The sequence below is a fragment of the Actinomadura oligospora ATCC 43269 genome, from assembly GCF_000518265.1.
Classification (GTDB): domain Bacteria; phylum Actinomycetota; class Actinomycetes; order Streptosporangiales; family Streptosporangiaceae; genus Spirillospora; species Spirillospora oligospora.
This window is the reverse complement of record NZ_KI912410.1, coordinates 855,954-881,558: the sequence shown is the minus strand read 5'-3', so window position 1 is coordinate 881,558 and position 25,605 is coordinate 855,954. Positions and strand designations below refer to the sequence as shown.

17 protein-coding genes and 1 riboswitch are annotated in these 25,605 nt (G+C 73.9%); of the genes, 11 read left to right on the top strand and 6 right to left on the bottom strand.

The window, feature by feature from the left end:
* Positions 1 to 50 precede the first annotated feature (50 nt).
* A complete protein-coding gene (locus P696_RS0135830; RefSeq protein ID WP_026416097.1) occupies positions 51 to 650 on the top strand; it encodes a TetR/AcrR family transcriptional regulator in 600 nt (199 codons plus the stop codon).
* A 40-nt stretch (positions 651 to 690) separates the two neighbouring features.
* On the opposite strand, the gene P696_RS50315 is transcribed toward P696_RS0135830, so the two are convergent.
* Together P696_RS50315 and P696_RS0135820 are read right to left on the bottom strand one after the other, a co-directional pair.
* Positions 691 to 1,098, bottom strand: a complete 408-nt coding sequence (locus P696_RS50315) for a DUF6463 family protein (protein WP_051468548.1) — start codon at positions 1,096 to 1,098, stop codon at positions 691 to 693.
* Positions 1,095 to 1,781, bottom strand: coding sequence for a molybdopterin-dependent oxidoreductase (locus P696_RS0135820; RefSeq protein WP_026416096.1), 687 nt, complete (start codon positions 1,779 to 1,781; stop codon positions 1,095 to 1,097). The genes P696_RS50315 and P696_RS0135820 overlap by 4 nt, the downstream gene beginning before the upstream one ends.
* Before the next feature lie 70 nt (positions 1,782 to 1,851).
* Here P696_RS0135820 and P696_RS0135815 point away from each other — a divergent pair, with 70 nt between their 5' ends.
* From P696_RS0135815 to P696_RS50310, 3 genes are all read left to right on the top strand, one after another.
* Complete coding sequence (locus P696_RS0135815) at positions 1,852 to 2,427, top strand: TetR/AcrR family transcriptional regulator (RefSeq protein ID WP_026416095.1); 576 nt, start codon at positions 1,852 to 1,854, stop codon at positions 2,425 to 2,427.
* A 316-nt stretch (positions 2,428 to 2,743) separates the two neighbouring features.
* The gene (locus P696_RS0135810) at positions 2,744 to 3,916 is read left to right on the top strand and encodes an FKBP-type peptidyl-prolyl cis-trans isomerase (protein ID WP_026416094.1); all 1,173 of its coding nucleotides are present in this window, start codon (positions 2,744 to 2,746) and stop codon (positions 3,914 to 3,916) included.
* A 318-nt stretch (positions 3,917 to 4,234) separates the two neighbouring features.
* The gene (locus P696_RS50310; RefSeq protein WP_051468547.1) at positions 4,235 to 6,562 is read left to right on the top strand and encodes a transglycosylase domain-containing protein; all 2,328 of its coding nucleotides are present in this window, start codon (positions 4,235 to 4,237) and stop codon (positions 6,560 to 6,562) included.
* 136 nt (positions 6,563 to 6,698) lie between these two features.
* On the opposite strand, the gene P696_RS0135800 is transcribed toward P696_RS50310, so the two are convergent.
* Positions 6,699 to 7,091 carry a hypothetical protein gene (locus P696_RS0135800; protein WP_026416093.1) on the bottom strand — a complete coding sequence of 131 codons (393 nt, stop codon included), beginning with the start codon at positions 7,089 to 7,091 and terminating at the stop codon, positions 6,699 to 6,701.
* A gap of 51 nt (positions 7,092 to 7,142) precedes the next feature.
* A riboswitch (SAM riboswitch) is annotated at positions 7,143 to 7,259 on the top strand.
* 54 nt (positions 7,260 to 7,313) lie between these two features.
* Between P696_RS0135800 and P696_RS0135795 the strand changes: the two genes are divergently transcribed.
* The 4 genes from P696_RS0135795 (at position 7,314) to P696_RS0135780 (ending at position 15,136) form a co-directional block, all read left to right on the top strand.
* The gene (locus P696_RS0135795) at positions 7,314 to 8,606 is read left to right on the top strand and encodes an aminotransferase class V-fold PLP-dependent enzyme (protein ID WP_051468546.1); all 1,293 of its coding nucleotides are present in this window, start codon (positions 7,314 to 7,316) and stop codon (positions 8,604 to 8,606) included.
* Positions 8,607 to 8,853: 247 nt separating this feature from the next.
* Positions 8,854 to 13,581: an SseB family protein gene (locus P696_RS0135790; protein ID WP_157430111.1), complete on the top strand. Its 4,728-nt coding sequence runs from the start codon at positions 8,854 to 8,856 to the stop codon at positions 13,579 to 13,581.
* Entirely contained in the window at positions 13,578 to 13,946 is a 369-nt protein-coding gene (locus tag P696_RS0135785; protein ID WP_026416090.1) for a hypothetical protein, read from the top strand. Before P696_RS0135790 ends, P696_RS0135785 begins: the two co-directional genes overlap by 4 nt.
* Positions 13,947 to 14,086: 140 nt before the next feature.
* Positions 14,087 to 15,136 carry a hypothetical protein gene (locus P696_RS0135780; protein WP_157430110.1) on the top strand — a complete coding sequence of 350 codons (1,050 nt, stop codon included), beginning with the start codon at positions 14,087 to 14,089 and terminating at the stop codon, positions 15,134 to 15,136.
* A gap of 19 nt (positions 15,137 to 15,155) precedes the next feature.
* On the opposite strand, the gene P696_RS0135775 is transcribed toward P696_RS0135780, so the two are convergent.
* Positions 15,156 to 15,974, bottom strand: coding sequence for a TrmH family RNA methyltransferase (locus tag P696_RS0135775; protein WP_026416088.1), 819 nt, complete (start codon positions 15,972 to 15,974; stop codon positions 15,156 to 15,158).
* 17 nt (positions 15,975 to 15,991) lie between these two features.
* Complete coding sequence (locus P696_RS50305) at positions 15,992 to 17,101, bottom strand: endonuclease/exonuclease/phosphatase family protein (protein WP_170026674.1); 1,110 nt, start codon at positions 17,099 to 17,101, stop codon at positions 15,992 to 15,994.
* A 362-nt stretch (positions 17,102 to 17,463) separates the two neighbouring features.
* Between P696_RS50305 and P696_RS0135765 the strand changes: the two genes are divergently transcribed.
* From P696_RS0135765 to P696_RS0135755, 3 genes are all read left to right on the top strand, one after another.
* On the top strand, positions 17,464 to 19,944 hold the full coding sequence (locus tag P696_RS0135765) for a substrate-binding domain-containing protein (RefSeq protein WP_026416087.1): 2,481 nt from the start codon (positions 17,464 to 17,466) through the stop codon (positions 19,942 to 19,944).
* A 478-nt stretch (positions 19,945 to 20,422) separates the two neighbouring features.
* On the top strand, positions 20,423 to 21,997 hold the full coding sequence (locus P696_RS0135760; protein WP_026416086.1) for a sigma-70 family RNA polymerase sigma factor: 1,575 nt from the start codon (positions 20,423 to 20,425) through the stop codon (positions 21,995 to 21,997).
* Positions 21,998 to 22,361: 364 nt separating this feature from the next.
* On the top strand, positions 22,362 to 24,284 hold the full coding sequence (locus P696_RS0135755; protein ID WP_026416085.1) for a hypothetical protein: 1,923 nt from the start codon (positions 22,362 to 22,364) through the stop codon (positions 24,282 to 24,284).
* Between the two features lie 12 nt (positions 24,285 to 24,296).
* On the opposite strand, the gene P696_RS0135750 is transcribed toward P696_RS0135755, so the two are convergent.
* Entirely contained in the window at positions 24,297 to 25,403 is a 1,107-nt protein-coding gene (locus P696_RS0135750; RefSeq protein ID WP_026416084.1) for a phosphotransferase family protein, read from the bottom strand.
* Between the last annotated feature and the right edge of the window lie 202 nt (positions 25,404 to 25,605).

The window sequence follows — 25,605 nt, the reverse complement described above, 5'->3', positions numbered from 1 at the left end:
TCATAATGAGCGACTGTTCATTCCCTGTCCAGGGCCTAGAGTGGATCGCCATGTCACCCCGTGGTGTGCCGATGACCGACGTCCGGCGGCAGCTCTTCGACGCGGCCGAGCGCGTCCTGGTCCGCGAGGGGCCGGGCGCGCTGAGCGGACGGGCCGTCACCCGCGAGGCCGGATGCGCGACCGGCCTGCTCTACAACCACTTCCCGGACTTCGACGAGTTCCTGGCCGAGTTCGTCCTCGACCGGGTGCGGCCCACGGCCGACCGGCTGGCCCTGCTACCCGGACGGGCCGGAGCCGGGACGGTGTCCGGGAACCTCACCGACGGCGCGACCCTGCTGCTCGAGCCGACCCCGCTCGCGCTCACGAACCTGGTCCGGGCCCGTCCGCCGCTCCTGCACCGCATGCACACCGTCGCGCGGGAGGAGATGCCCGAGCTGCACGCCGGCGAGGCGGCGTTCGCGGACTACCTGGACGCCGAGAAGGCCCTCGGACGCGTCGCCGCCGACACCGACGCCGAGGCTGTCGCGCTCGCGCTCGTCGGCGCCGTCCACCAGCTGCTGCTCAGCCACCCCGTGGACGAGCCCGACCTGCGCGGACGGATCGAACGCGTCGTGACCGTCCTGATCAAGGGCCTGGCGACAGCCGAATAGGACGTCCGGCCCTGGCGGAGGGCCGGACGTCGACGAGGGGTCAGCGGGAGGCCGCCTCCGGCGCGGCGGCGGGGGCGCGGTAGGACGCGATCAGGGCCAGGACGCCGAGGACGACCAGCGCCCAGCTACCCGTGACCGGGAAGTAGATCGCGCACAGCGGGACGCCGGTCGCGAGGAGGAACCAGCCGACCTGGGCGGGGATCCGCCCGGTGAGCCGGACGGCCAGGCGGGTCATGGTGCCGAGGACGAGCAGCAGCGCGCCCGCGGTGAGGAACCAGACACTGGCCTCGCGGTTCCAGTAGCCGGGCGCGTCGGTGTCGACGACCGTGGCGGCGAACCCGTCGCGGACGATGTCGTCCCAGGCGTTGGGCTGGACGAACGCCCAGACGAAGTGCAGCACCGACGTCGCGATGATCAGGCGCGGGACCCAGCGGTTCAGGCCGTTCACGGTCGTCCCCTTCCGTTCGTGCGGGCGCGGGCGGATTCGTAGGCGGCGCGGGACCTCGGCAGGAGGGCGCGCCAGAGCGGACGCCAGACGCGTCCGGGCAGGTAGCGGCTGCGTTCCTCGTGCGCGACGCGTCCGCGCGGGTGGGCCTTCCAGCCCGCAGGGCCCGCGGCGTAGGCGGTGCGGTACTCGATCTGGCAGACGTGCTTGACGCTCTTGTAGCCGTAGTGCGCCGGGGCGACCAGCCGCAGCGGCGCGCCCTGGTCGGGCCCGAGGGACGCGCCGTCCAGGGCGTCGGCGAGAAGGACGTCCGGGGCGAGCGCGTCGTCCAGGCGCAGGGTGGCCGAGAAGCCGTCCAGGCCGGTGAAGGTGACCCAGCGCACGGCCTGACGGACCGCCACCAGATCAGTGAGATACGCGTGGACGTCGCGGAACGGCACCCCGCTCCAGGACAGCCCGAGCGCGCTCCACGTGGTGACGCAGTGCAGGTCGGCGACGCGGTCGGTGCGGCCCGGCAGCGCGGCGAGCTCCGCCGCCGAGACCTGGCCGGGATGGCGGACGGCCCCCGTGACGGTCACGGACGCCGTGCCACGCGGACGCGGGACGACCGGCCCGAAGCGCGGCAGCCCGAACGGACGGTGCCCGGCCGGGACCTGTCCCGGCGGCAGGCCGGATGCGGTGTTCACGCGTCCCTCCTGTTTTTAGAGAGCGATCTCCAATATTGAGGGGAGCGTACCCCACCGGTACCCTCGCCGCATGGGGCGACCTGCGCGGCACGACCGCGACCGGCTGCTGGACGCGGCCGTCGACCTGGCCTTCGAGGCCGGGCCCTCGGGCGTCACGGTCGCGGCCGTCGCGCGTTCGGCGGGCGCGCCGAGCGGCTCGGTCTACCACCGCTTCCCCAGCGCGATGGCGCTGCTGGCGGCCGTCTGGCTGCGCACGCTCGAGCGCTTCCAGGACGGCTTCGTCGCCGCCGCGTCCGGCGAACCGGCCGGACGCGCCGCCGTGGACGCCGCCCGCCAGGTCGTCTCCTGGAGCCGCGCCCACCCCCGCGAGGCGCTGCTGCTCCAGTACGGCCCCCGTGATTTCGGACAAGCCGAATGGCCGGACGCCGACAAGGACCGCCTCGCCCACGGCAACCGGCGCGTCCAGTACGCGCTGACCGACCTGGCGGCCCGCCTCGGCCACGCGGCCGACCCCGGACGCGTCGTCCTCGCCGTCGTGGACGTCCCGCAGAGCCTCGTCAGGCGTCATCTCCGGGAGGGGACGCCGATCCCGGAGTCCGCCGAGGACCTCGTCGCCGAGGCCGCCACCGCCCTGCTCAAGCTCTGACCGCCCGCGCCCAGCCTCCAAGATCGGACCGGCCGTCTCACGGCGGCCGTCCCACGACGGCCCTCTCGGAATCGGGCCGGTCGCGGCCGGATCACGCCTGGTCAGCCCCGCCGGAAGGGGTTTCGCGGCGCCCAGCAGGGGCGTGCGGGGATTTCGGTCGGTGATCGGCGGTCGCCGGGAGCGGCATCTTCGGGCTCGGGACGGTAGATTGCGGGCCTGGTCCTCTCCCTGTTCTTCACAACGACCTTAGGTGTGGCCTGGCAGGGTGGTTGACCTTTGGACCTGGTGTCGACGAACCCGGAGCGAGTGAGGAAACATGTCCGACGACGACAAGCCCCGGGGTGAGCCGGCGGTCAAGGCCAAGCTGCCCAACGCCAAGAACATCCGCAGCCCGGAGTTCACCCCGCACGGCATCAGCGGCGGACGGTCCGGCGGCCAGCCGCTCAAGCCGTCCGCGAAGCCCTCGGGGCTGACGGCCGCGCAGGCCAAGAAGCGCCGCAACATCGCGATCGTGGTCGCGGTCGTCGCGGTACTCGCCATCGCCGGGGGGACCACCTGGTACGTGACGCGGCCCGCGCCCAAGGTCGAGGTGACCGGGGCGTTCGGGAGCGCGCCGAAGGTGAAGATCCCGGGCGCGGTCACGCCGGGCAAGGCGCTGAAGGTGACCGAGCCGGTCACCGGCACCGGTCCCAAGATCGGCGCGAACACGCTGGCCCTGCTCCACTACGAGATCTACAAGTGGACGCCCAAGGGCGGCGACAAGTCGGACAAGAAGGGCTCGACCAGCAAGAAGGTGCTGGACACCCGGGAGAAGTCCGAGCTCAACCCGCAGCCCGGCCCGCAGCTGCTGCCGGTCGACAAGCTCCAGGTCAAGGGCCTGAAGAACGGCCTGACCAACAAGGCCGAGGGCAGCCGCGTGGTGCTGCAGATCCCGCCGGACCAGAGCTTCGACCCGCAGTCCGCGCAGCAGTTCGGCCTGGCCGAGGGCGACTCGGTCGTGTTCGTCGCCGACGTCCTCAAGGTCATCCCGACCAACGCCGAGGCGACGGGCGCCGAGCAGAAGCTCACCGACAAGAACCTGCCGACGGTCGAGCCGCAGAAGGGCAAGGCCCCGAAGGTCACCATCCCGAAGGTCGACCCGCCGAAGACCATGCAGGTCAAGACCCTGATCCAGGGCACCGGCCCGGCCACCACCAAGGACGACACCGCGGTGGTGAACTACGTCGGCCAGATCTGGGGCACCGGCAAGCAGTTCGACTCGTCCTGGGAGAAGGGCGCGCCCGCGGCGTTCCCGCTGGCCGACCCGCCGCCCGGCGCGATGCCCGGCTTCTTCAAGGGCCTGCGTGACCTGAAGGTCGGCAGCCGCGTGATGCTGATCCTGCCGCCGAACGACGGCTACGGGAAGACCGGCAACCCGCAGGCCGGCATCAAGGGCACCGACACGGTGGTGTTCGTGGTGGACATCCTCGGGGCGGCCAAGACCGGCTGATCCGACATCGAGGTCCCGAATGGCGGGACGGTCCGGAACCGGACCGTCCCGCCATTCGTTTTCGGTCCATCCGCAGGCCGTCCGATATCGGACGAATCGAAAGACCTTCCCTTTCGAGCGGCCTGCGACCTGGGCATTTCCCGGCGTCTCCGGGCAGCCCGGGATTCTCCGAGGATCCGGCGCTCTGTGACCCGCGCCACGCGAACCTCCGGGGCTTTCCAGTCGTCCTTGTAGTGGGGGCCATGTGAGCGCGCTGACCCGCCCGACGCACCGAAACCCCTCGGGTATCGTCGATAACGAAAAAATCACGGGGGGCCAGTGAGCAGCAAGAACAGGACCCCGGGGGGCGAATCGTCCACCGGGTCGAACAAGGACGTCTCGTCCCGGAACGCCTCCGCCGCGCGGCTCGGCGGGATCGCCGAGAGCCCGCGCACGGCCGGGGCCAAGGCCGCCGCGACCTCCCGCACCGCGGCGGGCGTCGCGGGACGGGCGCCGGGCACGGCCGGGGGGCCGCGAGGGCCGCGCAAGAAGCGCAGCCGCGGCGCGAGGTACACCCGCCGCGCGCTGTTCGTCCTGCTCGGGCTGATCGGCCTCGGCGTCGCCGGGTTCGCCGTCGCCTACCTGCTCACCCCCGTCCCGTCGCCGTCGCAGGCCGCCGTCGCGCAGGGCCCGACGTACTACTACGCCGACGGCAAGACCGTGATCGCCAAGACCGGCACCAACCGCGAGGCGGTGCCGATCAGCCAGGTTCCCAAGAGCGTGCGCGACGCGGTCATCGCCGCCGAGAACCGCAGCTTCTACAGCGACCCCGGCGTCTCGGTGAAGGGCACCGGGCGCGCGCTCTGGTCCACCGCGACCGGCAAGCAGCTGCAGGGCGGCTCGACCATCACCCAGCAGATGGTCCGCAACTACTACGGCGGCATCGGCCAGGAGCGCTCGGTCACCCGCAAGCTCAAGGAGATCATGGTCTCCCTGAAGGTGGGCCGGGAGAAGTCCAAGGACTGGATCCTCGAGCAGTACCTGAACACCATCTACTTCGGCCGCGACGCCTACGGCATCCAGGCCGCCGCGCACGCCTACTACAACAAGGACGTCCGGGACCTCACCCCGTCCGAGGGCGCCTACCTGGCCGCGGCGATCCAGCAGCCGACGCCGTTCGGCGACCCGTCCGGCGCGTCCCTGACCTACGCCAAGCAGCGCTGGCAGGCCGTCGTCGGGAACATGGTCCGCGACCACGCGGTGACGCCCGCGCAGCAGGCGCAGATGAGGTTCCCGGAGCCGCGCAAGCAGAAGCTGAAGAACGTCTACCGCGGCCAGAACGGCTACATGATCAACGTGGCCCGCAAGGAGCTGATCGAGCGCCGCGGCTACACCGAGGACGAGATCAACCGGGACGGCCTGAAGATCGTCACGACGTTCGACAAGAACCTCATGGACGCCGCCAAGCAGGCGGTGAACGGCAACGTCCCGAGCGGGATGAGCAAGAAGATCCGCACCGCGCTGGTGTCGGTCGACCCGTCCACCGGGCAGGTGCTCGCCTTCTACGGCGGGCGCAACTACCTCGACGAGATGGGCTCGAGCGTCTGGTACGACTGGGCGCAGCCGGGTTCGGGCTTCAAGCCGATCGTGCTGGCCGCCGCGCTCAAGGCGGGCTACGGCCTCGACACCACCGAGGACGGCTCGTCCCCGCAGACCTTCGCGGGGACCCCGCTGCACAACGACTCCGACGAGCAGTTCGGGAACATCAACCTGGTCACCGCCACCGAGCACTCGGTGAACACCGCCTACGTCAACCTCGGCCAGCAGGTCGGGCTCGACAAGGTGACGAAGATGGCCGAGGCGCTCGGCATCCCGAAGAGCCAGCTCACCGCGAACGGAGCGAACACCGCGCCGTCGCTGCCGCTCGGCCCGATCTCGGTGCACCCGATCGAGATGGCCGGGGTGTACTCGACCTTCGCGGCGGGCGGCACGCACCGCACCCCCTACGTGGTCCGCTCGGTCGAGGACAACAAGGGCAACTCGGACGAGTTCTCCGAGAAGGGCGACAACGTCTTCAGCGACCAGGTCGCCAAGGACGCCACCTACGCGATGCAGAAGGTCGTCCAGGGCGGCACCGGCACCGGCGCCCAGCTCGACGACGGACGCGACGTCGCGGGCAAGACCGGCACCACCAACGGCGGCGCGGCGATCTGGTTCAACGGGTTCGTCCCGCAGCTCCAGACGACCGTCGCGATGTTCCGCAGCGACGGCAAGCCGCTGAACATCCCGGGCTACGGCTCCTACGGCGGTCAGCTTCCGGCGCAGATCTGGAAGAGCTACATGGGCGACGCGGTCTCCATCAAGAACCTCGAGGCCAAGTCGTTCGACCCGCCGTCCATCGACACCGGCTACGACCAGGGCCCGGTGACGAACCGCCCGACCGACACCCCGACGACCAAGCCTCCGTCCGGCAGGCCGACCAAGCCGGGCGGCCGTCCGACGGTGCCCGGCGGGCAGCCGACCGGCCGTCCGACGCACCGTCCCACCGACAAGCCGACGGGCGGCCCGACCAGCCCCGGGCCCGGCGGCGGAGGCGGAACCGGCGGAGGTGGCGGCGGAACCGGCGGTGGCGGCGGGGGTGGCGGCACCGGCGACCTGGGCTTCTGACCCGAGGGGTCCCGAGTTCTCTCGGGACCCCTTTTCCGTGCCCGGCGTCCGTCAGGGCGTGTCTCGAAGTCGGCGCCCGTGGCGAGCGGCGCGCAGTAGGGCAGGTGACTTTGAGACACGCCCTAGCGCGGCGGGGTCAGTGGCAGGCGGTGCCGAGGGCTCCGGGGGCGGCGGCCAGGGCCGCGTTGAGTTGTTCGACGTCCCCGGCCGCGACCGTTCCGGCGGCGGCGCGGAGCTTGTCCGCCTGGTCCTTCAGCGTGTTCTTGAGCTTGGCGTCGGACGCCTTGTCCGCCAGCCCCGACAGGTTCGCGGCGAGCTGCTCGGTCGGCTGCCGCCACTGGGCGGCGTCCGCCGCCGACACCGCGCGCACGCCGCCGATGTACTTCTCGTAGGCCTGCTTGGCGTCTCCGCAGGTCGTGGCGGAGTTCCCGCCGCCGCCGGCCGCCGCGCCGCACCCCGCCAGCAGCGCCGACGCGCCCGCCGCGAGCGCTCCCCCGATCATCAGCGTCCTGATCGCCCCGTGCCCCATCCGTTGCCCTCCGACTTGATCCACATCCCGTCCTCCTATACTTTCGCACCAGGTCATGAGCGCCAGCGTCAAGCCCCGGCTAGCTGGCCGGCAACCCTTCGTCCGCGATGGGGTGCCCCGGGTGAGGACCAGGCCGGGCGTGGTTCCACGCCCCGGCAAGCGCGGATCCCGTCGATCCAGGGCCTGGCCCTCGGGATCCCTGATCCCGAGGAGTGCACACCTATGTCCGCGACCACCCTTGACGCCCCTTTTGTCGGGTTCGCTCCGTCCGTGATCGGGACGGACGCGCCCGTCCCGCTGGACGACGGACGCCGCGTCCCCTACGCCAACCTCGACTACGCCGCGAGCGCGCCCTGTCTGGAGGCGGTGCGCGAGGCGATCTCCGAGGCGCTGCCCTACTACAGCAGCGTGCACCGGGGCGCGGGCTACGCGTCCCAGGTCACGACGGCCGCGTATGAGAAGGCGCGGGAGACGGTCCGGGGCTTCCTCGGCGCGCGGCAGCGCTCGTCGGTCGTGTTCACGCGCAACACCACGGACGCGATGAACCTGCTCGCGCACTGCGTCCCGTCCGGGACGACGGTCGTGGTGTTCGAGACCGAGCACCACGCGACGCTGCTGCCCTGGCGGCGGGCCGTCCGGCTGCCCGCGCCGTCCTCCCCGACCGAGGCCGTCGCCGCGGCCGACCGGGCGCTCGCCGACTCCCCCGCCGGACCGCGCCTGCTGGTGGTCACCGCCGCCTCCAACGTGACCGGCGAGGTGTGGCCGCTGGCGGAGCTCGCGGCCGTCGCGCGGACGCACGGCGCGCGCATCGCGGTGGACGCGGCGCAGCTCGTCCCGCACCGCCCGCTGGACACGACCGCGCTCGGCCTCGACTACGTCGCGTTCTCCGGGCACAAGCTGTACGCGCCGTTCGGCGCGGGCGTGCTCGCCGGACGGTCCGACTGGCTGCGCGCGGCCGGGCCCTACCTCAAGGGCGGCGGGGCCAGCGCGTCCGTCGACGAGCACGGGAACCGCGCGCGCTGGCACGCCGACCCCGAGGCGCGGCACGAGGCGGGCACCCCGAACGTCCTCGGCGTCCTCGCGCTCGCCGCCGCGTGCGAGACGCTCGCCGCGACCGGCTGGACGCCGCTCGTCGAGCACGAGGAGCGGCTGCTCGCCCGCCTGCGCTCCGGGCTGGCCCGGACCCCGGGTGTGCGCGAACTCACGCTCTGGGGGGACCGCTCGCCGCGCGTCGGCATCGTGTCGTTCGTCGTGGACGGCTGGGACGCGCGCGACCTCGCGGTCGCCCTCTCGGGCCGCTTCGGAATCGGCGTCCGAGACGGCAAGTTCTGCGCGCACCCCTTCGTCCAACACCTCCTCAACGCCGACAACCCGACCAGCACGGACGCGGGGGGCGAGGGCTGTGCGGACGGGGGGAGCTCGGCGGTGCGGGCGAGCTTCGGGATCGGAACCACCGAGGCGCATGTGGACCGGCTCGTCGAGGCGGTCGCGGAACTCGCTCGCCGAGGGGCCTGAACCGCAGTCCGCGCAATTGCCGCGGGGTTAGATCTCCATTACTCCGGCGGGCCCCCGGGCTGGTGGCGTTCAGCGGATGGCGCGGGAATGTCACCGTCCCGCGCCATACTGGCCCGAGGGTCGTCCGCGGACCGGTCGAGTGGGCGCTTTAGCTCTGTTCGCCCATGTAGCGTAAGCAGGTCCGTAAGGTGCCCCAGGGGCCCGCCTCCCGGCGTCGGGGTCCGGGAGGAGGAAGGTCCGGGGCGGGATGAAACAGGGGGTGGCGACCGTGGCCGACGGCTGGCAACCCACGTCGGAGCTCGAACGCCGACTGGGGGACGCGGTACGGAGCGGCGACCAGGAGGGGTACTTCCGGCTGCTGGCGGAGAGCGAGCTGGTCGTCCCCGTCGCGCCCGACCTGGTCGACGACGTCCTCGCCAACCGGCGGCAGCCGACCTGGCCCACCCAGGACGAGGACGACCGCACGTTCGTGCTCGCCTACACCTCGCCCACCGCGATGCGCGCCTGCCTCGGCCCGTCCTACCGGCACTACGTCCGGCTGCGCTTCACCGCCCTCGCCGAGACCTGGCCGGACAACAACTGGTGGCTCGCGGTCGACGTCCCGTCCCACGCCGCCCGGCACGAGGTGTCGCTCCCGATCGAGGGCCGCCTGCCCGCCTGGTTCCTCCTGCAGCTCGCGCAGGGCGACCCGCGTCCGCCGCTCGCGGGCCACCACCAGGCCGACCCGTCCGCGCTGTCCGGCCCGGCCACGCCGCCACCGCACGCTCCCGCCGCGCCGCTTCAGGACGGCGCGCACAGCACGCCGCCTTCCGCCGCCGCGCCGCAGGGTTCCGGCTACGCGCCCGCGCATGAGGATGGCGCGGTGCAGGCGTCCGCGCCTTCCGCGCCGCACGTCCCGGTTTCCGAGGGGGACGTGTCCGTCGCGGGCAAGGCGGCGGACGTGCCGCAGAAGGCGTCCCGTCCCCCGATGGACGACCCGCGCGCCACCGTCCCCGACCTGTCCGTCTACACGGGCCGCGAGGCACCCGAGCCCACCGCGCCTGGACCCACCGCGCCGGGGCCTGCCGCCTCCGAGGCCGCCGCGGCCGGGCCTGCTGCGGGCGGGCCTGCTGCGGGCGGGCCCGTCGCGGAGGGGGGCGCGCCTCCGCTTCCGCCGGGCATCGCCGACATGCCGCCCGTCCCGGAGCCGCCGAGGTCCGCGAAGGCCTCGCCCGCCGCGACGTCCGTCGACCCGATCCCCGTGATCACGCCGGGGCAGGACGCGGACGAGCCGTGGGAGGAGCTCCAGGGCCAGCACCGCGACCTGCCGCGCACCGAGCCGCGTCCGGAGTTCCAGCCCGCCAACGACGTGGAGCGGTCGCTGCTGCGCGCCGCGACCGACAACGACCACGACCTCTTCCTCCAGACCCTCGCCGACGCCGAGGTGCTGCTGCCGGTCGGTCCCGACGCCGACTTCACGCTCCGTCCGGGCCGCGCCGAGTTCCAGTGGCGGACGCGCGAGGCGGACGGCGCGACGCTCGTCCAGGTGTTCAGCTCGCCCGAGCGGCTGGCCGAGGCCGCCCTCACCGCCGGGACCGGCACCGACTCCATCCGCATGCCGTTCCCGCTGATCCTGCGCTACTGGCCGGAGCACGCGAACGCGCTCGCTATCAACCCCGGCTCCCCCGCGGGCGGCACGATCCTGGCCGAGCAGCTGGTCGGCCTCGCGACCTGGGCCGACCAGCGCGCCGCGCGCCGCATGTCGGAGGAGTTCGAGGCGCAGAACGAGGTCGAGCAGCGCCTGTTCGACGCCGCCGTGCGCCGCGACACCGACGCGTTCTTCAAGGTCCTGCTGGGCGCGCAGGTCCTGATCCCCGCCGAGCCCGAGACCCCGTGGGGCATCACCCCGGACGACCCGGAGTTCCCGTGGCGTCCGTCCCGCGTCCACGGCCGCGTCGCGATCCAGCTGTTCACGTCGCTGCGCTGGATGAACGAGGCGGTCGGTTCGTCCCGTTTCGTGATGCCGACCTTCCTCGAGGTCGTCGCCGCCTGGCCGGACGCCGACTGGACCCTCGTCCTCAACCCCGGCACCCCGGTGGACGCCGCCATCCCGGGCGAACAGGTCCGAGCCCTCAGCGGCCCCACCGAACCGTCCCCCGAGACGGCCGCACGCGCCGACTCCCCTGGACAGGCCGAAGCCGCTGGTGCCGACACGTCCGGTGGACGCCCCGACGGGCACGTTGATGCCCCCGCGGGCGCGGACGCACCCCGCCCAACCGACGGGCCTGGGCTCGCGGACATGCCGTACGCAGAAGCCAACGGCCAGACCGAAACCGCCCCGTCCGACTACACGGGCACTACCGCCCCCACCGAAGCCACCGACCGCACCGACACGTCCGCCCACGGCACCCCCAGCGGCCACACAGACACGAGCGGGCGCGCGGACGTAAGCGGGCGCGCGGGCACCAACGGGCTCGACGATGCGAGCGGACTCGCGGACGCGAGCGGACTCGGTGACGCGCACACGCGCAATGACGTGAGCGGGCCTGCGGGCACAAGCATGCGCGACGACGCCCGCGGCCTCGCGGATGCGTCCACGCGCGACGACCTGAGCGGGCCCCCGGACGCGGACAAGCGCGTCGATGTGAGCGGCCCCGCAGGCACCAACGGGCCCGGCGACGTGCGCGGATTCACGGACGCGCACGCGCGCGAGGACGTGAGTGGGCCCGCAGGCACGAACGAGCTCGACGATGCGAGCGGACTCGCGGACACGCACGCGCGCGACGACCTGAGCGGGCCCCCGGACACGAACCAGCGCGATGACATGAGCGGGGTCGCGGACGCGAGTGGGCCTGCGGACGCGAAGGCGGTCGGGGGCGCTGACGGGCGTGCGGAGGCCAACGGGCTCGGTGGCTCGGAGGCGGATGCGGGCGCGGGGCGTCCGGCGGAGCCTGGGGCTGAGCTCGGTGCCGAGCCCGAGGTGCCGTTCGAGCCGGGGAACCGGATTGACCAGGAGCTTTACGAGGCGGCGCTTGGCGGTGACTCCGACGCGTTCCTGCGGGTGCTGCTCGCGGCGAACGTGCTGGTGCCCATCCCGCAGGACGCGCCGTTGCAGGTGACGCCGACGCAGCAGGAGTTCCGCTGGGAGGCGGCGCTGCGCGGCTCGGCCGCCGTGCAGGTGTTCACGTCGCTCGTGCGCCTGCGCGAGGTGCTGCCGAAGTCGCGGTTCGTGTACGCCGACTTCCGCGAGCTGATCGCCGCGTGGCCGCGCGAGGACTGGGCGATGCTGCTCAACCCCGGCACCCGGATCGGCGCGTCCCTGCGCGGTGACCAGGTGCGCGCGCTCGCCGAGTGGGCGATCCGTGTCGGTCTCATCCAGCCCGTCCCGGAGCCGGAGCCGGATCCGTCGACTCTCTCTTCCTTCGCCCACTCCCCCGACGCCGCGCAGGGCGCGAGCACGACGGGGACGCTCCCTGTCGCGTCCGGCGAGCATGCCCTCCCCACCTCGGCCCCTGCTGGGGGCGCTCCTGGCACGACCGTCCAGGGTGACCCGAGCGGCGCGCACGCTGGCACGGCCGACGCGTCCGCGCCCGCGAGCCCGAACCCGAATCCGCAGGTCACGGCCCACTCGGATGCGTCCGGAGGGACGGTCGCGGCGGCGCCTGGAGAGCCCGGCGTAGGCGCGCCTTACGCTTCGTCCGGTGGCCTCGGCGCGGAGGGCGGCGCGCACGCGGAAACGCAGAGTGCTTTCGGTGCTGGCGGGCCGGGCGGCTCCGGCGCTGATGCTCGTGGCGAGGCTGAGCCACCCGCGCTTGGCGGGCCTCACGCGGGGGCGTCCGACGCCGCGTCCGGCGGCTTCGGCACGGACGCGCGTAGCGAGGCGGACGCGAGCGCACCTTACTCGGACTCGTCCGGAATCGCGGGCGCCTCGACACCTGGGGCTCTCGGCACGGACGCGCCGGGCGGGGCGCCGGTGGACGCGCAGGGTGCATTCGGCGCCGGGGCGCAGGGCGGAACCGGAACCGGTGCTGACGCGCCTGCTTCGGCCGAAGTGCCCGCGTCTGGCGGACCTCGTGCAGGAGCGCCTGACGTCGCGTCCGGCGGCTTCGATGCGGACGCGGGTGGGGCGGCGGAAGTGCGCGCGCCTGGTGGGCCTCACGCGGGGGCGGCTGACGTTGCGTCTGGTGGGCTCGGGGTGGACGCGCCTGGTCGGGCTGGTGTGGGGGTGTCCGGCGGGGCGCTTGCGGACGGGCCGGGTGTGCGCGACGCCGCGGCTGGTGTGGGCGCGCCGAGCATGCCTGACGTTGTGCCCGGTGGGTTCGGTGTGGACGGGGCCGGGCCTGGGGGGCGGGCTCCGGGGATGCCTGGTGGGGGTCGGGCCGGGAGTCCTGGTGAGGTCGGCTCGTTCGACGGGGTCGCGGCGTTCGGGGTCTCCGGGGAGCGGCGGCGGGGCTCGGAGGCGGACGGGGAGTTCGGGGCCGAGCCGACGATCATGCAGAAGGTCGTCCCGCACACGCATGTGGCCTGGTACCTGGAGCAGGGGTACGACCGCGTCGGAGGGTTCGTCCACCTGACAGCGGACGTGGCGGAGCTGCTGACGCCCGGACAGTTGTACGAGACGCTTGGGCTGCTGTACGAGGACGCGCCGTTCTCGGTCGCGGACGAGTCGGTGCACGTGATCCGGTGGCCGGCGTACTGCCCGGATCTGTACCGGGTGCCGTTCGGCGGGCGGACCGAGGAGGAGGTCGCGTCCTGGGGCGAGGCCGGGTGGGTGCTGGAGCGTCCGCCGTTCACCGGCGCGGGGTTCGCGCCGGGGAGTGCCGGGTCGATCCGGGAGTACAAGGTGGACAGTGTCCGGCTGCCGTTCGGGGCGGAGATGTACGTGCTCGGACGGGACGGGTCGGAGCGGTTCGTCGCGATGTACGACCCGGACCGGCTGGCCTGGCTGCGGCCCGAGGGCGCGACGCCCGCCGGGCGGACGGAGGCGGCGCGATGAGCCGGGACGGGTACGTGGCGCGCTGGCTCGGGCGCGAGTTCGAGGCGGTGCCGGGCGCGGACGGCGAGATCCGGCTGTACGCGGCGGAGCCGACGGACGGGTTCGAGGAGCTGCGGCCGGACCGGTTCCGGCGGATCGTCCCGGCGTTCGAGCTGGAGTCGCTGCGGTACGTCCGGACGGTGTGCCGGTGGCGTGGCGAGCCGTTCGTGGTCGTCGGGGAGCACGACGGCTGGTCGCGTGTCGAGTACGCCGGGGGCCGGGCGCCGGTCGCCGAGGGGCTCGGGCTCGAGCGGATCGATCAGGGCGTGTGGCAGGCGTGGGCGCCGAGCGGGGAACTCCAGGACGTGCGCGAGGAGTTCATCTGACGGTAGTGTCCGAGTTGCCCGTCCGAATCGGACACAGGGTTGATTTCAGCTCTAGATCCGTGTTGGCATGATTCGGGTACGAGACCCGGGGTAAGCGGATCTCGGGCGTTCGACGACGACGCGACGGAGGTGGCTCGGGCGTGGCTTCCCGGCGGGCAGGCGTACCGGCTCTGAAGGGTCTCGGCGCGGCGGCGGTGGTCGCCGTGGGGGCCTGCGCGGTTCTCGCGCTCCCGGCGTCCGCCGAACCGACTCCGTCCGGTTCGCCGTCGGGCACGACCCCGTCGCCGTCGGCCGCGCCGTTCGGGCTCTCGGTGGCCGTGGTGAAGAGCGAGGTGAAGGCGGGCGAGACCGCGACCGTCCTCGCGCTCGTGTCGAAGTCCGACGGCGACTACTCGGGAGCGAAGGTGCTGCTCAGCACGGGCGCCGCGCACGTCGACCTCGACGCCGTGTCGTGCGGGTCGGGCGCGCCGCTGAGCTCGTCGCACGGATGCGACCTCAAGGGCGCGAAGGGCGACTCCACGCTCGTCCGGCAGAGCTTCACGCTCCCCAAGGCGTACGTGAAGAAGAAGATGTCCGTGACGGTGAACGTCTCGCTCGTCCAGGGCGGCGCGACCACCAAGTCCGGTCAGGGCACGGTCGTGTTCGACCCGGTGGCGAGCCCGTCGCCGACGCCGTCCAGCCCGAAGCCGTCCAAGCCCGACCCGGGCAAGCTGACCCACCCGCCCAGCACGCCCAAGCCGACGACGACGAGGACGACCTCGGGCGGCGGCGGTGGCGGGACGAACAACACCGGCGGCGGGACGAACAACACGTCCGGGAACGGCGGCGGTTACACGCCTCCGACCACCAACGGGTCGTTCAACGGTGCGAACAGCCCGCAGGTCGCGCTGCCTCCGATCACCGGGAACGCGCCGAGCCCGTCGGTCGCCGCGCCGGACACCTCGGTGACGACCCCGCAGAGCACGCTGCGTTCCAACCAGCGTCCGGTCGCGCAGGAGATGACGTTCCAGCGGGTCGCCAGCACGCAGATCGCGTGGCTCGCGGCGCTGCTGGTGGCGTGCTCGCTACTGCTGACGCAGCTGCGCCTCGGCCGCCGTCCGGCCGCGTCGGGCGCGTCGGGCGCGGCGGCTGCGAAGCGCGCCAAGGGCGGCGCCCACCGGCGTCCGCGCAACGGCGCGTTCGGCAAGTAAGGCCCACGCCGACGGCCGCTCAGCGGGAGCGGACGAGGTCGTGGCAGGCGATGGCCGCCGCGGCGACGACGTTCAGCGAGTCGACGCCGTTCGCGAGCGCCGTGTCGCTCATCGGGATGCGGACGAGCCGGTCGGCCTCGTCCATCCAGTGGGACGAGAGGCCGTCGCCCTCCGAGCCGAGCATGAGCGCGGCGCGGTCGCCGAAGTCGGCCTCGTCCAGGGGGACGGCGGACGCGTCGGGTGTGAGGGCGAACAGCGCGAACCCGGCGGCGCGGAGCACGCCCAGGTCGTCCCGCCAGTTGGTCATCCGCGCGTACGGGACGGCGAACACCGCGCCCATCGAGACCTTCACCGAGCGCCGGTAGAGCGGGTCGGCGCAGCGCGGCGCGAGGACGACCGCGTCCACCCCGAGCGCCGCCGCGCACCGGAAGATGGCCCCGACGTTTCCGTGGTCGACCAGGTCCTCGAGGACGAGGACGCGGCGGGCGGAGGTGACGACGTCCTTCACCGGGGGGAGCGGGAGGCGTTGCAGGGAGGCGAGGGCGCCGCGGTGGACGGGGAATCCGGCGACGGCCTCGACGACGGCGTCGTCGGCGACGTAGACGGGGGCGTCGACGTCGTCCAGGAGGTCGGCGAGGGGGTCGAGCCAGCGGCGGGCCATCAGCAGGGACCGGACGGGGTGGCCGGTGCCGATCGCGCGGCGGATGACCTTCTCGCCCTCGGCGATGAACAGACCGTGCTCGGCCTCCAGGCTCTTGCGCAGGTTCACGTCCCGCAGCCGGGTGTAGTCGGCGAGGCGGGGATCGGCGGGGTCGGTGACCGGAACCTGGTGGACCATCCCCCTATTGTGCCTGTTCAGGGGAGTCGCAGGCGCGCGTAGACGGCGCGGTGGTCGCTGCCGGGCAGGTCGAGGACCACAACATCGCGGACCGCGCACCGCCGGTCGAGCAGGACGTGGTCGATGGTCAGCGGCGGGCTCGCCTGGCCGACCCCCCACGTCGGGATCAGGCCCTTGCCCGTGCGGGCGGCGGCGTCGGCGTAGCCGCGTCCGAGCAGGCGGCGGAGGGTGGCGTGGTCGAGGGTCGCGTTGAAGTCCCCGGCGAGGACGCGGGTCACGCCGTCCGCGGGGGCTCCGCCCGCGGACGCGGCGGCCGTGCTCGTCCCGGAGGGGAGTTCGCCCAGATCGCGCTTCCAGTCGCCCAGCGACTCGGCGTTGATGGGCGGGACGGGGTGGACGGCGGTGATCTGGACGCGCCGTCCGCCGGGCAGGGTGAACTCGGCGGACGGCATCGCCATCTGGGTCTTCGGCAGGGACGGCAGCGCGCGCAAGGGGTACTTCGAATAAAGGCCGGAACCGGCCGCGCCCCACCGCGTGTCGGTCACCTTGTACGGCAGGAGCCCGGTCAGCCCGGCGCGCTCGAACTTCGCGACGGCCTCCGGCGGGTACTCCTGGAGGCTGAGGACGTCGGCGTCCGTCCGCCGGACGAGGTCGACGACGCGGTCCGGAGCGGCCGAGCCGAATTTCAGGTTCGCGGTGAGGACGCGCAGCTCGGGGCCGCGTGCGGCGGGCTGGCCTCCGGGGATCGCGCGTGGCAGGACGGCCGCGGCCAGCCCGGCGGTGACCAGCCCGGCGGCGATCGCGGCGCGCGGACGCCGCAGGACGAGCGCCGCGACGACCGGGATCGGCGCGGTCGCGGCGACGTACGGCGTCACGGCCAGCGCGGGCGCGGTGAGCACGCCGAGGCCCGGGATCCGGTCGCCGTCCACCCAGCGGAGCAGCGCGAACGTGCCCCAGGCGGCCACCCCGCCCCACGCCACCCAGCTCCGCCAGGCCCGTCCGCGCCGCTTCCTCCCGCCGGTCGCCGGAGCGCTCCGTCCGGACGGGTCGTCCTCGCCGGTCAGGGCGGGCAGTGGGATCTGCCCCGCCGGACGGTCGGTCGTGTCGTCGCCGCTGGTCTCGCTCACACCCGCTCCCCCGGTCGCGCGGCCCCCGGCGAGCCCCGCCATGTGAAGCCGTTCCGGTCTTCATCCTCTGGGACGAACGGGCGCGGACGAGAGTTGCCCCTCCGCCGGGCCCTCTGCCCGAGCCGCCGGACGCGCCGTCCGAGCCTCCCGGCAGACTCTCCGCGAGGGCCCCGAAAGCCCCGCCGCACCGCCGCTCCGCGCCTCCCGGAGGGCCCGCCGCCGCCCCACGCGAAGCCATGAATCAAGGGGTCATATGCTCATGACCTGCGTCATTATCGTTTTTGGAGGTCTTTGTAACCTCTGGGCCGTACTACTACAGTGCCGTGGAACATCGACGGGTTTCTGCTGAAACGAGGACAGCCGTGAACGGACGTCATCGCAATGACCTCCCGGAAGGGACGCCGGGTGACGGCGGGCGCGACGACGCCCGGCCGCCCCACGGCCCTGCCGACGAGGGCCGGGCGTCCTCCGACTGGTTCGGCCCCCGGGGCGGCGCCCCGGACGGGCCTCGGCAGCCCCAGCAACCTCCGCAGCCGCCCGGCGATTCCGGCGGATACCTGTTCGGGCCGTCCGCGCCGCAGGGGCAGGGGGCCTATCCGTCGAGCCCGTCCCCGAACGCGGGGCAGGGCGGGTACCCGGCCGGTCCCGGTGGCGCGGGTTCCGAGTCGCCCGAGTGGTTCTCGCAGCGTGAGTCCGGGCCGCAGCAGACCTACGGCGGGGCGGGCGGGTTCTCCGGCGCGTCCGACGCGGGCGGCTACGGCCTCGGACGGCAGGCCCCGGCGGCGGACGAGTACGGCAGCGGACACTACGGCGCGGCCACCGGCCCGGAGGGCTCGGGCGAGGCGCGCTACGGGCAGGAAGGCCCGGGTGAGGCGCGGTACGGACAGGAGGGCGCTCCCCGTCGAGGCCCCCTCCGGTCCGGCTACGGCGACTCGGGCTACGGCGACGAGGACGACGTGCTCGGCCGTCCCGACGACCGTCCGACCGGGTTCTTCGGCGGACGCGCCGGCGGCTCGGGCGACAACCCGTCCGGCGGTTCCGGTGGTTCGGGTGGTTACGGCGGCGGTTCCGGGGACGGGACGGGCGGCTACGAGTCCGGACGCCGCAGGCGCAAGCGCAGCCTGTCCACGCTGATCGGCCCGATGGCGGGCGCGATCGGCCTGGCGCTGCTGCTCGGCGTCGGCGTGTACGCGTTCGCCGAGAGCGGCGGCGGCTGCTCGGGCGGCAACGCGATCAGCCTCAAGGTCGCCGCGTCCCCCGACATCGAGCCCGCGGTGACCAAGGCCGCCGGACGCTTCAACGACGACCGGCGCAAGGTCGGCGGGAAGTGCGTCAAGGCGACGGTCACCCGCAGCCAGCCGTACGAGGTGTCCACCGTCCTGTCCGGGACGGCCGTGGACCAGGGCGGCGACCAGCGTCCGGACGTGTGGATCCCCGACTCCTCACTGTGGACGTCGCTGGTGCGCAGCAACTCCAAGGGCGGCGGCGCGACCATCCAGCCGACCAAGACCTCGGTCGCGACCAGCCCGCTGGTGATCGGCCTGCCCGGAACGCTGGCCTCGACGCTGAAGAAGCAGGGCGTCACGGCCTCGCCGTCGTGGGACAACCTGCTGAAGGCGGCGGGCGGCGTCCAGGGCGGCGGCGTCACCAAGAACCAGATGATCCCGCCGGACATGATCCGGCTGCTCGTCCCCGACCCGGGACGCAACGGCGCGGGCATGGCGGCGCTGATGGTCACCAACATCCTGCTGGCCAGCGACACCAACAAGGACTCGATCTTCACCGGGATCGTCCGGACCGTCCGGGAGAGCACCGTCCCGACCGTGGACGACCAGTTCAAGCAGTTCCACAAGGGGCAGCGCGCCCGCCAGCCGGTCGCGCTGTCGTCCGAGCAGGCGGTGTTCAAGTACAACAGGACCGGCCCGGCCGAGCCCGCGCAGGCGCTCTACCCTGACGACGGCACGCTGATGTTCGACTACCCGTTCACGGTCACGACCGCCGACACCGACCGGCAGAAGGCCGCGGGGCTGCTCGAGCAGGCGATGAACACCGACGCCACCCGGTCGGACGTGCGGGACCTCGGGTTCCGGTCGGCCGACGGCAAGGCGCCGTCCTCGTTCTCCCCGAAGCTCGGCGTGAACGCGGGCCGCGTGCGGCAGCTCCCCGCGCCGAAGTCCGGGGACGTCGGCGAGGTCATGCAGGCGTGGTCCAAGCTGTCGCTCGGCCTGCGGATGCTCACCCTGATCGACGTGTCCGGCTCGATGGTCGCGCCGGTCGCGCCGAACACCAACCGGCTCCAGGCGATCCAGCAGGTCGCGCAGGGCGGGCTGAGCATGATGTCGAACGACACCGAGCTCGGCGTCTGGCTGTTCTCCACGAACATGGGCGCCGGCGGCGTCCCGTACAAGGAGGCCGTGTCGGTCGGCCCGCTGGGCGAGCGGATCGGGTCCAGCACCCGGCGGACGACGATCCTGTCGCAGTTCCAGCAGATGAAGCCGAAGCCGGACGGCGACACGGGCATCTACCGGTCCGTCCTCGCGGCGTACAAGTACATGAAGCGGACGTACAAGCCGGAGTTCGGGACGTCGATCGTGCTGCTCACCGACGGCACCAACGACGACAAGAACGGCCCGACGCTGAAGGAGACGCTCGCCAAGCTGAGGTCGGAGAAGGACCCGAACAAGCCGATCCAGGTCAACATGATCGGCTTCGGCCCGGACACCAACCCGGCCGAGCTGAAGCAGATCGCGCAGCTCACCGGCGGTGACGTCGAGGTCGCCAAGACCCCGCAGGAGATCAGCCGCATCTTCCTGGCCATGCTCTCCCGCCGCATCAAGCAGTGAGCGCCCACCGGTAGTCCCACGCTCCGGACGGCCCGGACGGCCCCGCCGAGTTCGACCTCGGCGGGGCCGTTCCGTTCCCGGCACCCACCTCCCGAGGTCCTGTTCCTGCCGTTCTGTTCCTTCTGTCCCGTGTTCGCGCTCGTCACGGACGGAGCACGGGACGTCACCCGAAATCACGGAAATTTCTCTGGCAACCCGTGTCAACCGGACGGCGGAGTGGGCCGTCTTTCTCTGTGGAGGCCCGACGGGGAGCGGGGCCGTCGGGCCTCCACACATCTTCCACGCCTCTTCTTCCGGCGGGCCTTCCCCGGGGTCGTCCGACCTCCGCCCGTCCCAGGCATCACCGCTCCGCCGAGCGATCCGGCGGCCCCGGCGGCACCCCCCGCGCGCGGCATCTCCCGCGCGCCGCCCCGGTTTCCGCGCCAGGCTGCGAGCGCGCTCCCTCGAATCCCCTGTGCCCAGCCTGCGGGAGGACCTCGTGTCCGGTTGGCCCACGCTCGATCACCAGGACGACGAACGACTGGCGCGTTCCCTGGCCAGATCGGGGGCGCACGTCCTGTCCGGGCCGCCGCCCGGCGACGCGACCGCGCCGTTCCAGGCGGCCGACACCGACGCCCTCGCGCGCCTGGTGGACGCCTACGCCGCCCGCCTGTTCGACTACTGCCACGCCCTGCTGCGCGACCAGGACCAGGCCGCCCGCGCGTTGCACGCGGCGTTGCTCGCCGCCTACGCGCACGCGAGCGGGCTCACCGATCCGGCGAGTTTCCGCGCGTGGCTGTACGCGCTCGTCCGGAACGAGTGCCTGCGCCGGTTGCGCGATCCGCAGCGTCCGGCCGAGCGGCACGAGGCCCCCGAGGTCGAGGACGTGTTCCTGGACGAGGCGGAGCGCACCCGCCGCCTGGCGACCCGGCGGCTCGTCCACGCCGCCCTCGGCGACCTGCGCGGGCCCGAGCGGGAGTCGCTCGACCTGCTGCTGCGGCACGGCCTGGAGACCGCCGAGGTCGCGGCCGTCCTCGACCTGTCCGCGCCGCGCGCGGCCGAGCTGACCCGGCGGGCGCGGGGCAGGCTGGACGACGCGCTCGCCGTCGCCGTCATCGCCCGCACCGGGCGCGACGACTGTCCCGAGGTCGCCGCGCTCGCCGGGGACGGCGCCGACGAGACCCCGCTGCCCCCGGCGGTGGTGCGGCGGCTGATCCGGCACATCGACGCGTGCCCGGTCTGCCGTGAGCGCCGCGGCCGGACGGTCTCGACCGCGCGCCTGCTCCAGGTGCTGCCGGTCGCGCTGATGCCCGCCGACCTGCGTCCGGCCGTGCTGTCCGCCGCGTCCGATCCGGCGCGGTTCGACCGGCTGCTGGCCGCCGCCAAGCGTGCCGAGCCGTTCGACGAGGACGGCTGGCCACTCTCCCTGGACGGGTCGGGGTCGGGGTCCGGTTCCGGTGGGGACGACGAGCCGCGACGGTCGTCCCCGCGCTTCTGGCCCGCCCTCGCCGTCGCGGCGGCGGTCCTCCTGATCGTCGCCGTCGGGTTCTTCCTGATGCCCGGCTCGTCCACCAACACGAGCGCGAACGGCACACCGCGGCCGTCCGGCAGCAGCGCCCCGGACGCGTCGGACCCGCCGTCCTCCTCATCCGGCCCGACCGAAACCCCGTCCCCCACCAAGAGCGCGTCGCCCTCGCCGACCACGTCGTCCGCCTCGCCGTCCCCGCGCTCCCCGAGTCCGTCCCGCCACTCGCCGCGTCCGGCCCCGACGCGTCCGACGACGCCGTCCGGGCCGACGCACACGGCCCCCGCCGGACGGCTCGCCGTCTCCCCGGGCAGCTGCGCGCTGTCGGCGCAGAACACATCCTGCGGGATCACCGTCGTGGCCGTCGGAGGCCCGGTGACATGGAGCGTCGGCGCGAGGTCGCCGCTCGTGGCCCAGGGCGGCGGCACGCTCCGCTCAGGTGGCACGGGGCACGCGACGATCACGCTGGCCGCCTGCGACGAGAGCGGTTCCGGCACGGTCTCGTTCTCCCCCGGCGGCGGCGTCGCGGTCTCCTGGACGTGCCCGTAGCGGCCCCGCGGTGATCCCCCGGAGTGATCATCCGGGTGTGATCGCGTGAGCGGGATGATCACGCTCGGCGCGAGGACCACGACGCACCGTCGAGCCCCGGAGGGCATCCGGGGCCAAAAGGAGATTTTCCTCACAGTGCGATAAACGCGATGGTCAGCGGGCGCGCGCGTCCGCGGATCCGCAGGTCTCGGCCGTCCGAAATCCGGCATGGCGCCAATCGGACGGCGAGCGGTGGCAAGATCGGTCAACCAGGCAGCCGGTCCGCCGTCGGACCGGCGCGGGAAGTGACCACCGCGGGAAGCGACGCCGCGGAACGACCGCCGCGGGAAGTGACCGCGCACTCATCTCATCCGGGAGGCACCACGTGACCGGTCGGGCCGTGCCCGGTGCGAGCGACGACGCCCGGCTCGTGGAAGCGCTGCGCACGGGCGACGTCATAGCGCTCAGCGAGGTGTACGACACCTTCGCGCCGTCCCTGTTCGACTACTGCCACGGGCTGCTGCGCGACCGTGTCGAGGCGGCGGGCGCGCTGCGCCACTGCCTGTTCGCGGCGCGCGAGCACGTCGACGCGCTGCGCGAGCCCCAGCGGCTGCGCGGCTGGCTCTACGCGATCGCGCGCAAGGAGAGCCTGCGCCGCCGCGAGGACCCCACCCGCAGCACGGGCCAGGAGGCCCCCGAGGCGGGCGCGGACGAGATGTCCCGGCAGGAGCGCGGGCGGCTGCTCGAACGGCGCGAGCTCGCGCACGCGGCCCTCGGCGCGCTGGACGGCCCCCGGCGCGAGATGCTCGACCTGGCCGTCCGGCACGGGCTGACCGCCCCCGACCTCGCCAAGGTCTTCGGGAGGGCCCCGGACGAGGCGGACGCCGCCCTCCGCGAGGCCCGCGCCGCGCTCGCGAGCGGCCTGCGGGCCGCGCTGGTCGCGCGCCGCCACTCCCGCGACTGCGCCGACCTCGCCGCCCTGCTCCCGCGGACGTGGCCGCCCGCGCCGCCGCAGGCCCGCGCGCTCAGCGAGCACGTCGCGTCCTGCCGGGTGTGCGCCGCCCAGTCGGTGCCGGACCTCCCGTCCGACCAGATCCTCGGCTACATGCCGATCGCCGCGATCCCGGCCGACCTGCGTCTGGACATCCTCAACGCCGCCGCCTCCCCCGGCCGCGCCGAGGCCCGCCGCTCCGCCGCCGCGCTCTCCGAGCCGCTGGACCCCGACGGCTGGCCCACCCCGTACAGCCCGCGCCGCTCCAAGCGGGGCCGCCGGGCCCGCGCCAACGACGCGCGCCCGCCCGCCCCGGCCGCGCACGCCGGCGGCGGGCCCGGGTGGGAGTCGCCCGCCGAGGCCCCGCGGGAGGACCTCGACCGGACACCGAGCTGGAACGCCGAGGCGACCGCGCCCGACACCGCACGTCCCGCCGCCGACGTGATCGGCTCGGGAGCGCCGGACACGACGCTCACCTTCGACGCCGTCCCCGGCCAGGACGCCGCGGGCCACGCGCCCGCAGGCGGCCTGTCACGCGGACGCGGACCGGCAGGCGAGCGCGGACGCGGGCCTGCGGGCGGAGGCGGTGGACGCCACTCGCGGGACGCGTCGTCCGACGGCGGCGACGCGGACGGCGGGGAGCAGCTGCAGCCGCGGCGCTCCGGCCGCATCCCCGAGGACGGGGACCGCTGGGTCGCCGGTGAGCTGCGCAGCGCGCGCGGACGCAAGCGGGCCGTCCTCGCCGGGGCGGGCGGCGTGGCCGCCGTGGCGATCCTCGGCGCTTCGGTGGCGGCGTTCGCTGGCGGCGGCGGAGGCGGCGGGTCGTCCGCCGCGAAGGGCGGGCACCCGGCCAGGCCCACGCCGTCCGAGAGCGTCGTGGAACCGTCCATGACGGGTGCGGGATCGCCCTCGGGAACGCCGACGCTGCGCCCGAAGAAGGGGACGGCGTCGCCGACGCGCACGCCGTCCGAGACACCGTCGTCGCCGACGTCCTCGCCGAAGCACTCCCACACGCCGCCCCCGAAGCGCTCCACGACGCCGCCTTCGTCGCGTCCGCCGCGTCCGGGGACGCTGTCGGTGACCGGATGCAGCATCGGCTTCGGCAGCAGCTGCCCGATCGTCGTGACGGCGACCGGCGGGTCGGTGTCATGGCGCGTCGTGGGCGTCTCGAACGGCCTCTCCGCGTCCGGCTCCGGAACGCTGGCGGCCGGTCAGTCCACGACGGTGCAGGTGCGCCGGGAGGACATGTGCTTTGGATCGCGGACGGGCCAGGTGGCGTTCGCACCGTCCGGTGCCGCCGCCGTCAGCTACTGCTGACCCGCCCCTCGGCTACCAGGGAGAACGCGCGTCCAGAACACCGTGCGCGCGGTCGAGCAGCATCGGGACGGCCGAGCCGATCTCCTCGAATCCCTCGCCGACCGTGGCGCGCTGCAGGAACCGCGCGTGGATGCCCTCCAGGACGACCGCCAGCTTGAAGCACGCGAACGCCACGTAGAAGTCGAGGTCGGAGAGGTCGTAGCCGGTCAGCTCGGCGTACCGCCCGGCGAACTCGCGGCGCGTCATGAACCCGGGCGCGGTGGTGATCGTCGCGCCGACCGGGAGCAGCGCCGGGTCGGTCGCCTCGGCCCAGTAGACCAGCGTCAGGCCGAGGTCGGACAGCGGGTCGCCGAGCGTGGACATCTCCCAGTCCACGACGGCGGCGATCTCCGGCCTCGGCTCCAGCCGGACCAGCGCGTTGTCGAGCCGGAAGTCGCCGTGGACGAGCCGCGCCGGGGCTCCGGCGGCGGGCACGGCGGGGAGCCGCCCGGCGAGCCGCGCGACGAGCCGGTCGTATTCGGGCAGGTCACGCTCGGTCCCGGTGGCGTGGATCGCCTCGCGCGAGGCGTCCCACTGCTTGCCCCAGCGGCGCAGCTGCCGCTCCATGTACCCGGACGGACGGCCGAAGTCGGCGAGCCCGGCCTTCTCGACGTCCACGGTGTGGATCGCGGCGAGCGCGGCGGCGAGCGCCTCGCTGAGCCCGCGCGCCCGCTCCGGGGTGACGTCGGGGGCCTCCTCCGGCGTGCGCAGGACGCGGCCGTCCACGAAGTCCATCAGGTAGAAGCGCGCGCCGACGACCTCCGCGTCCTCGCACAGCGCGAGGACCCCCGGCACCGGGACGCCCGTCCCGTGCGCGCCGAGCGCGGACAGCACCCGGTACTCGCGTCCCATGTCGTGCGCGGTCGGCAGGACGTGCCCGAGCGGCGGACGGCGCAGCACGATCCGGTCGCGGTCGCCGCCGTCCAGGGTGATCGCGTAGGTGAGGTTGGACCGTCCGCCCGCGATCACCTCGATCCGGGTGATCCGCCCGGACCCGGGCAGTTCACGGGCCAGCCAGGCGGCCAGCCGGGGCGCGTCGATGCCGGGGACCCCGGCCGGGAGTTCAGCGTCTGCCGTCATGAGGCCCTATTAGAACGCGGCTCGGTTCCCCTGGGAAGCCCACCCCACCGGGCCGTTCCAGTGCGCCCGCGACACCGTTCCACCCGGCCCCGCGACGCCGTTCCGCCCGGCCCCGCGACGCCGCGGCGGCCGGGACCGGGCCCGGCCGGATCCGGCCGCAGCGCGCACCACCTTCCCCAGCCGTCCCGGCAGCCCGCCACCT

Coding starts and splice junctions, on each gene's coding strand:
- P696_RS0135785 (WP_026416090.1), top strand. CDS start 13,578: ATGAGCCGGGACGGGTACGTGGCGCGCTGGCTCGGGCGCGAGTTCGAG.
- P696_RS0135830 (WP_026416097.1), top strand. CDS start 51: ATGTCACCCCGTGGTGTGCCGATGACCGACGTCCGGCGGCAGCTCTTC.
- P696_RS0135750 (WP_026416084.1), bottom strand. CDS start 25,403: ATGACGGCAGACGCTGAACTCCCGGCCGGGGTCCCCGGCATCGACGCG.
- P696_RS0135795 (WP_051468546.1), top strand. CDS start 7,314: ATGTCCGCGACCACCCTTGACGCCCCTTTTGTCGGGTTCGCTCCGTCC.
- P696_RS0135815 (WP_026416095.1), top strand. CDS start 1,852: ATGGGGCGACCTGCGCGGCACGACCGCGACCGGCTGCTGGACGCGGCC.
- P696_RS0135800 (WP_026416093.1), bottom strand. CDS start 7,091: ATGGGGCACGGGGCGATCAGGACGCTGATGATCGGGGGAGCGCTCGCG.
- P696_RS0135810 (WP_026416094.1), top strand. CDS start 2,744: ATGTCCGACGACGACAAGCCCCGGGGTGAGCCGGCGGTCAAGGCCAAG.
- P696_RS0135790 (WP_157430111.1), top strand. CDS start 8,854: ATGAAACAGGGGGTGGCGACCGTGGCCGACGGCTGGCAACCCACGTCG.
- P696_RS0135775 (WP_026416088.1), bottom strand. CDS start 15,974: ATGGTCCACCAGGTTCCGGTCACCGACCCCGCCGATCCCCGCCTCGCC.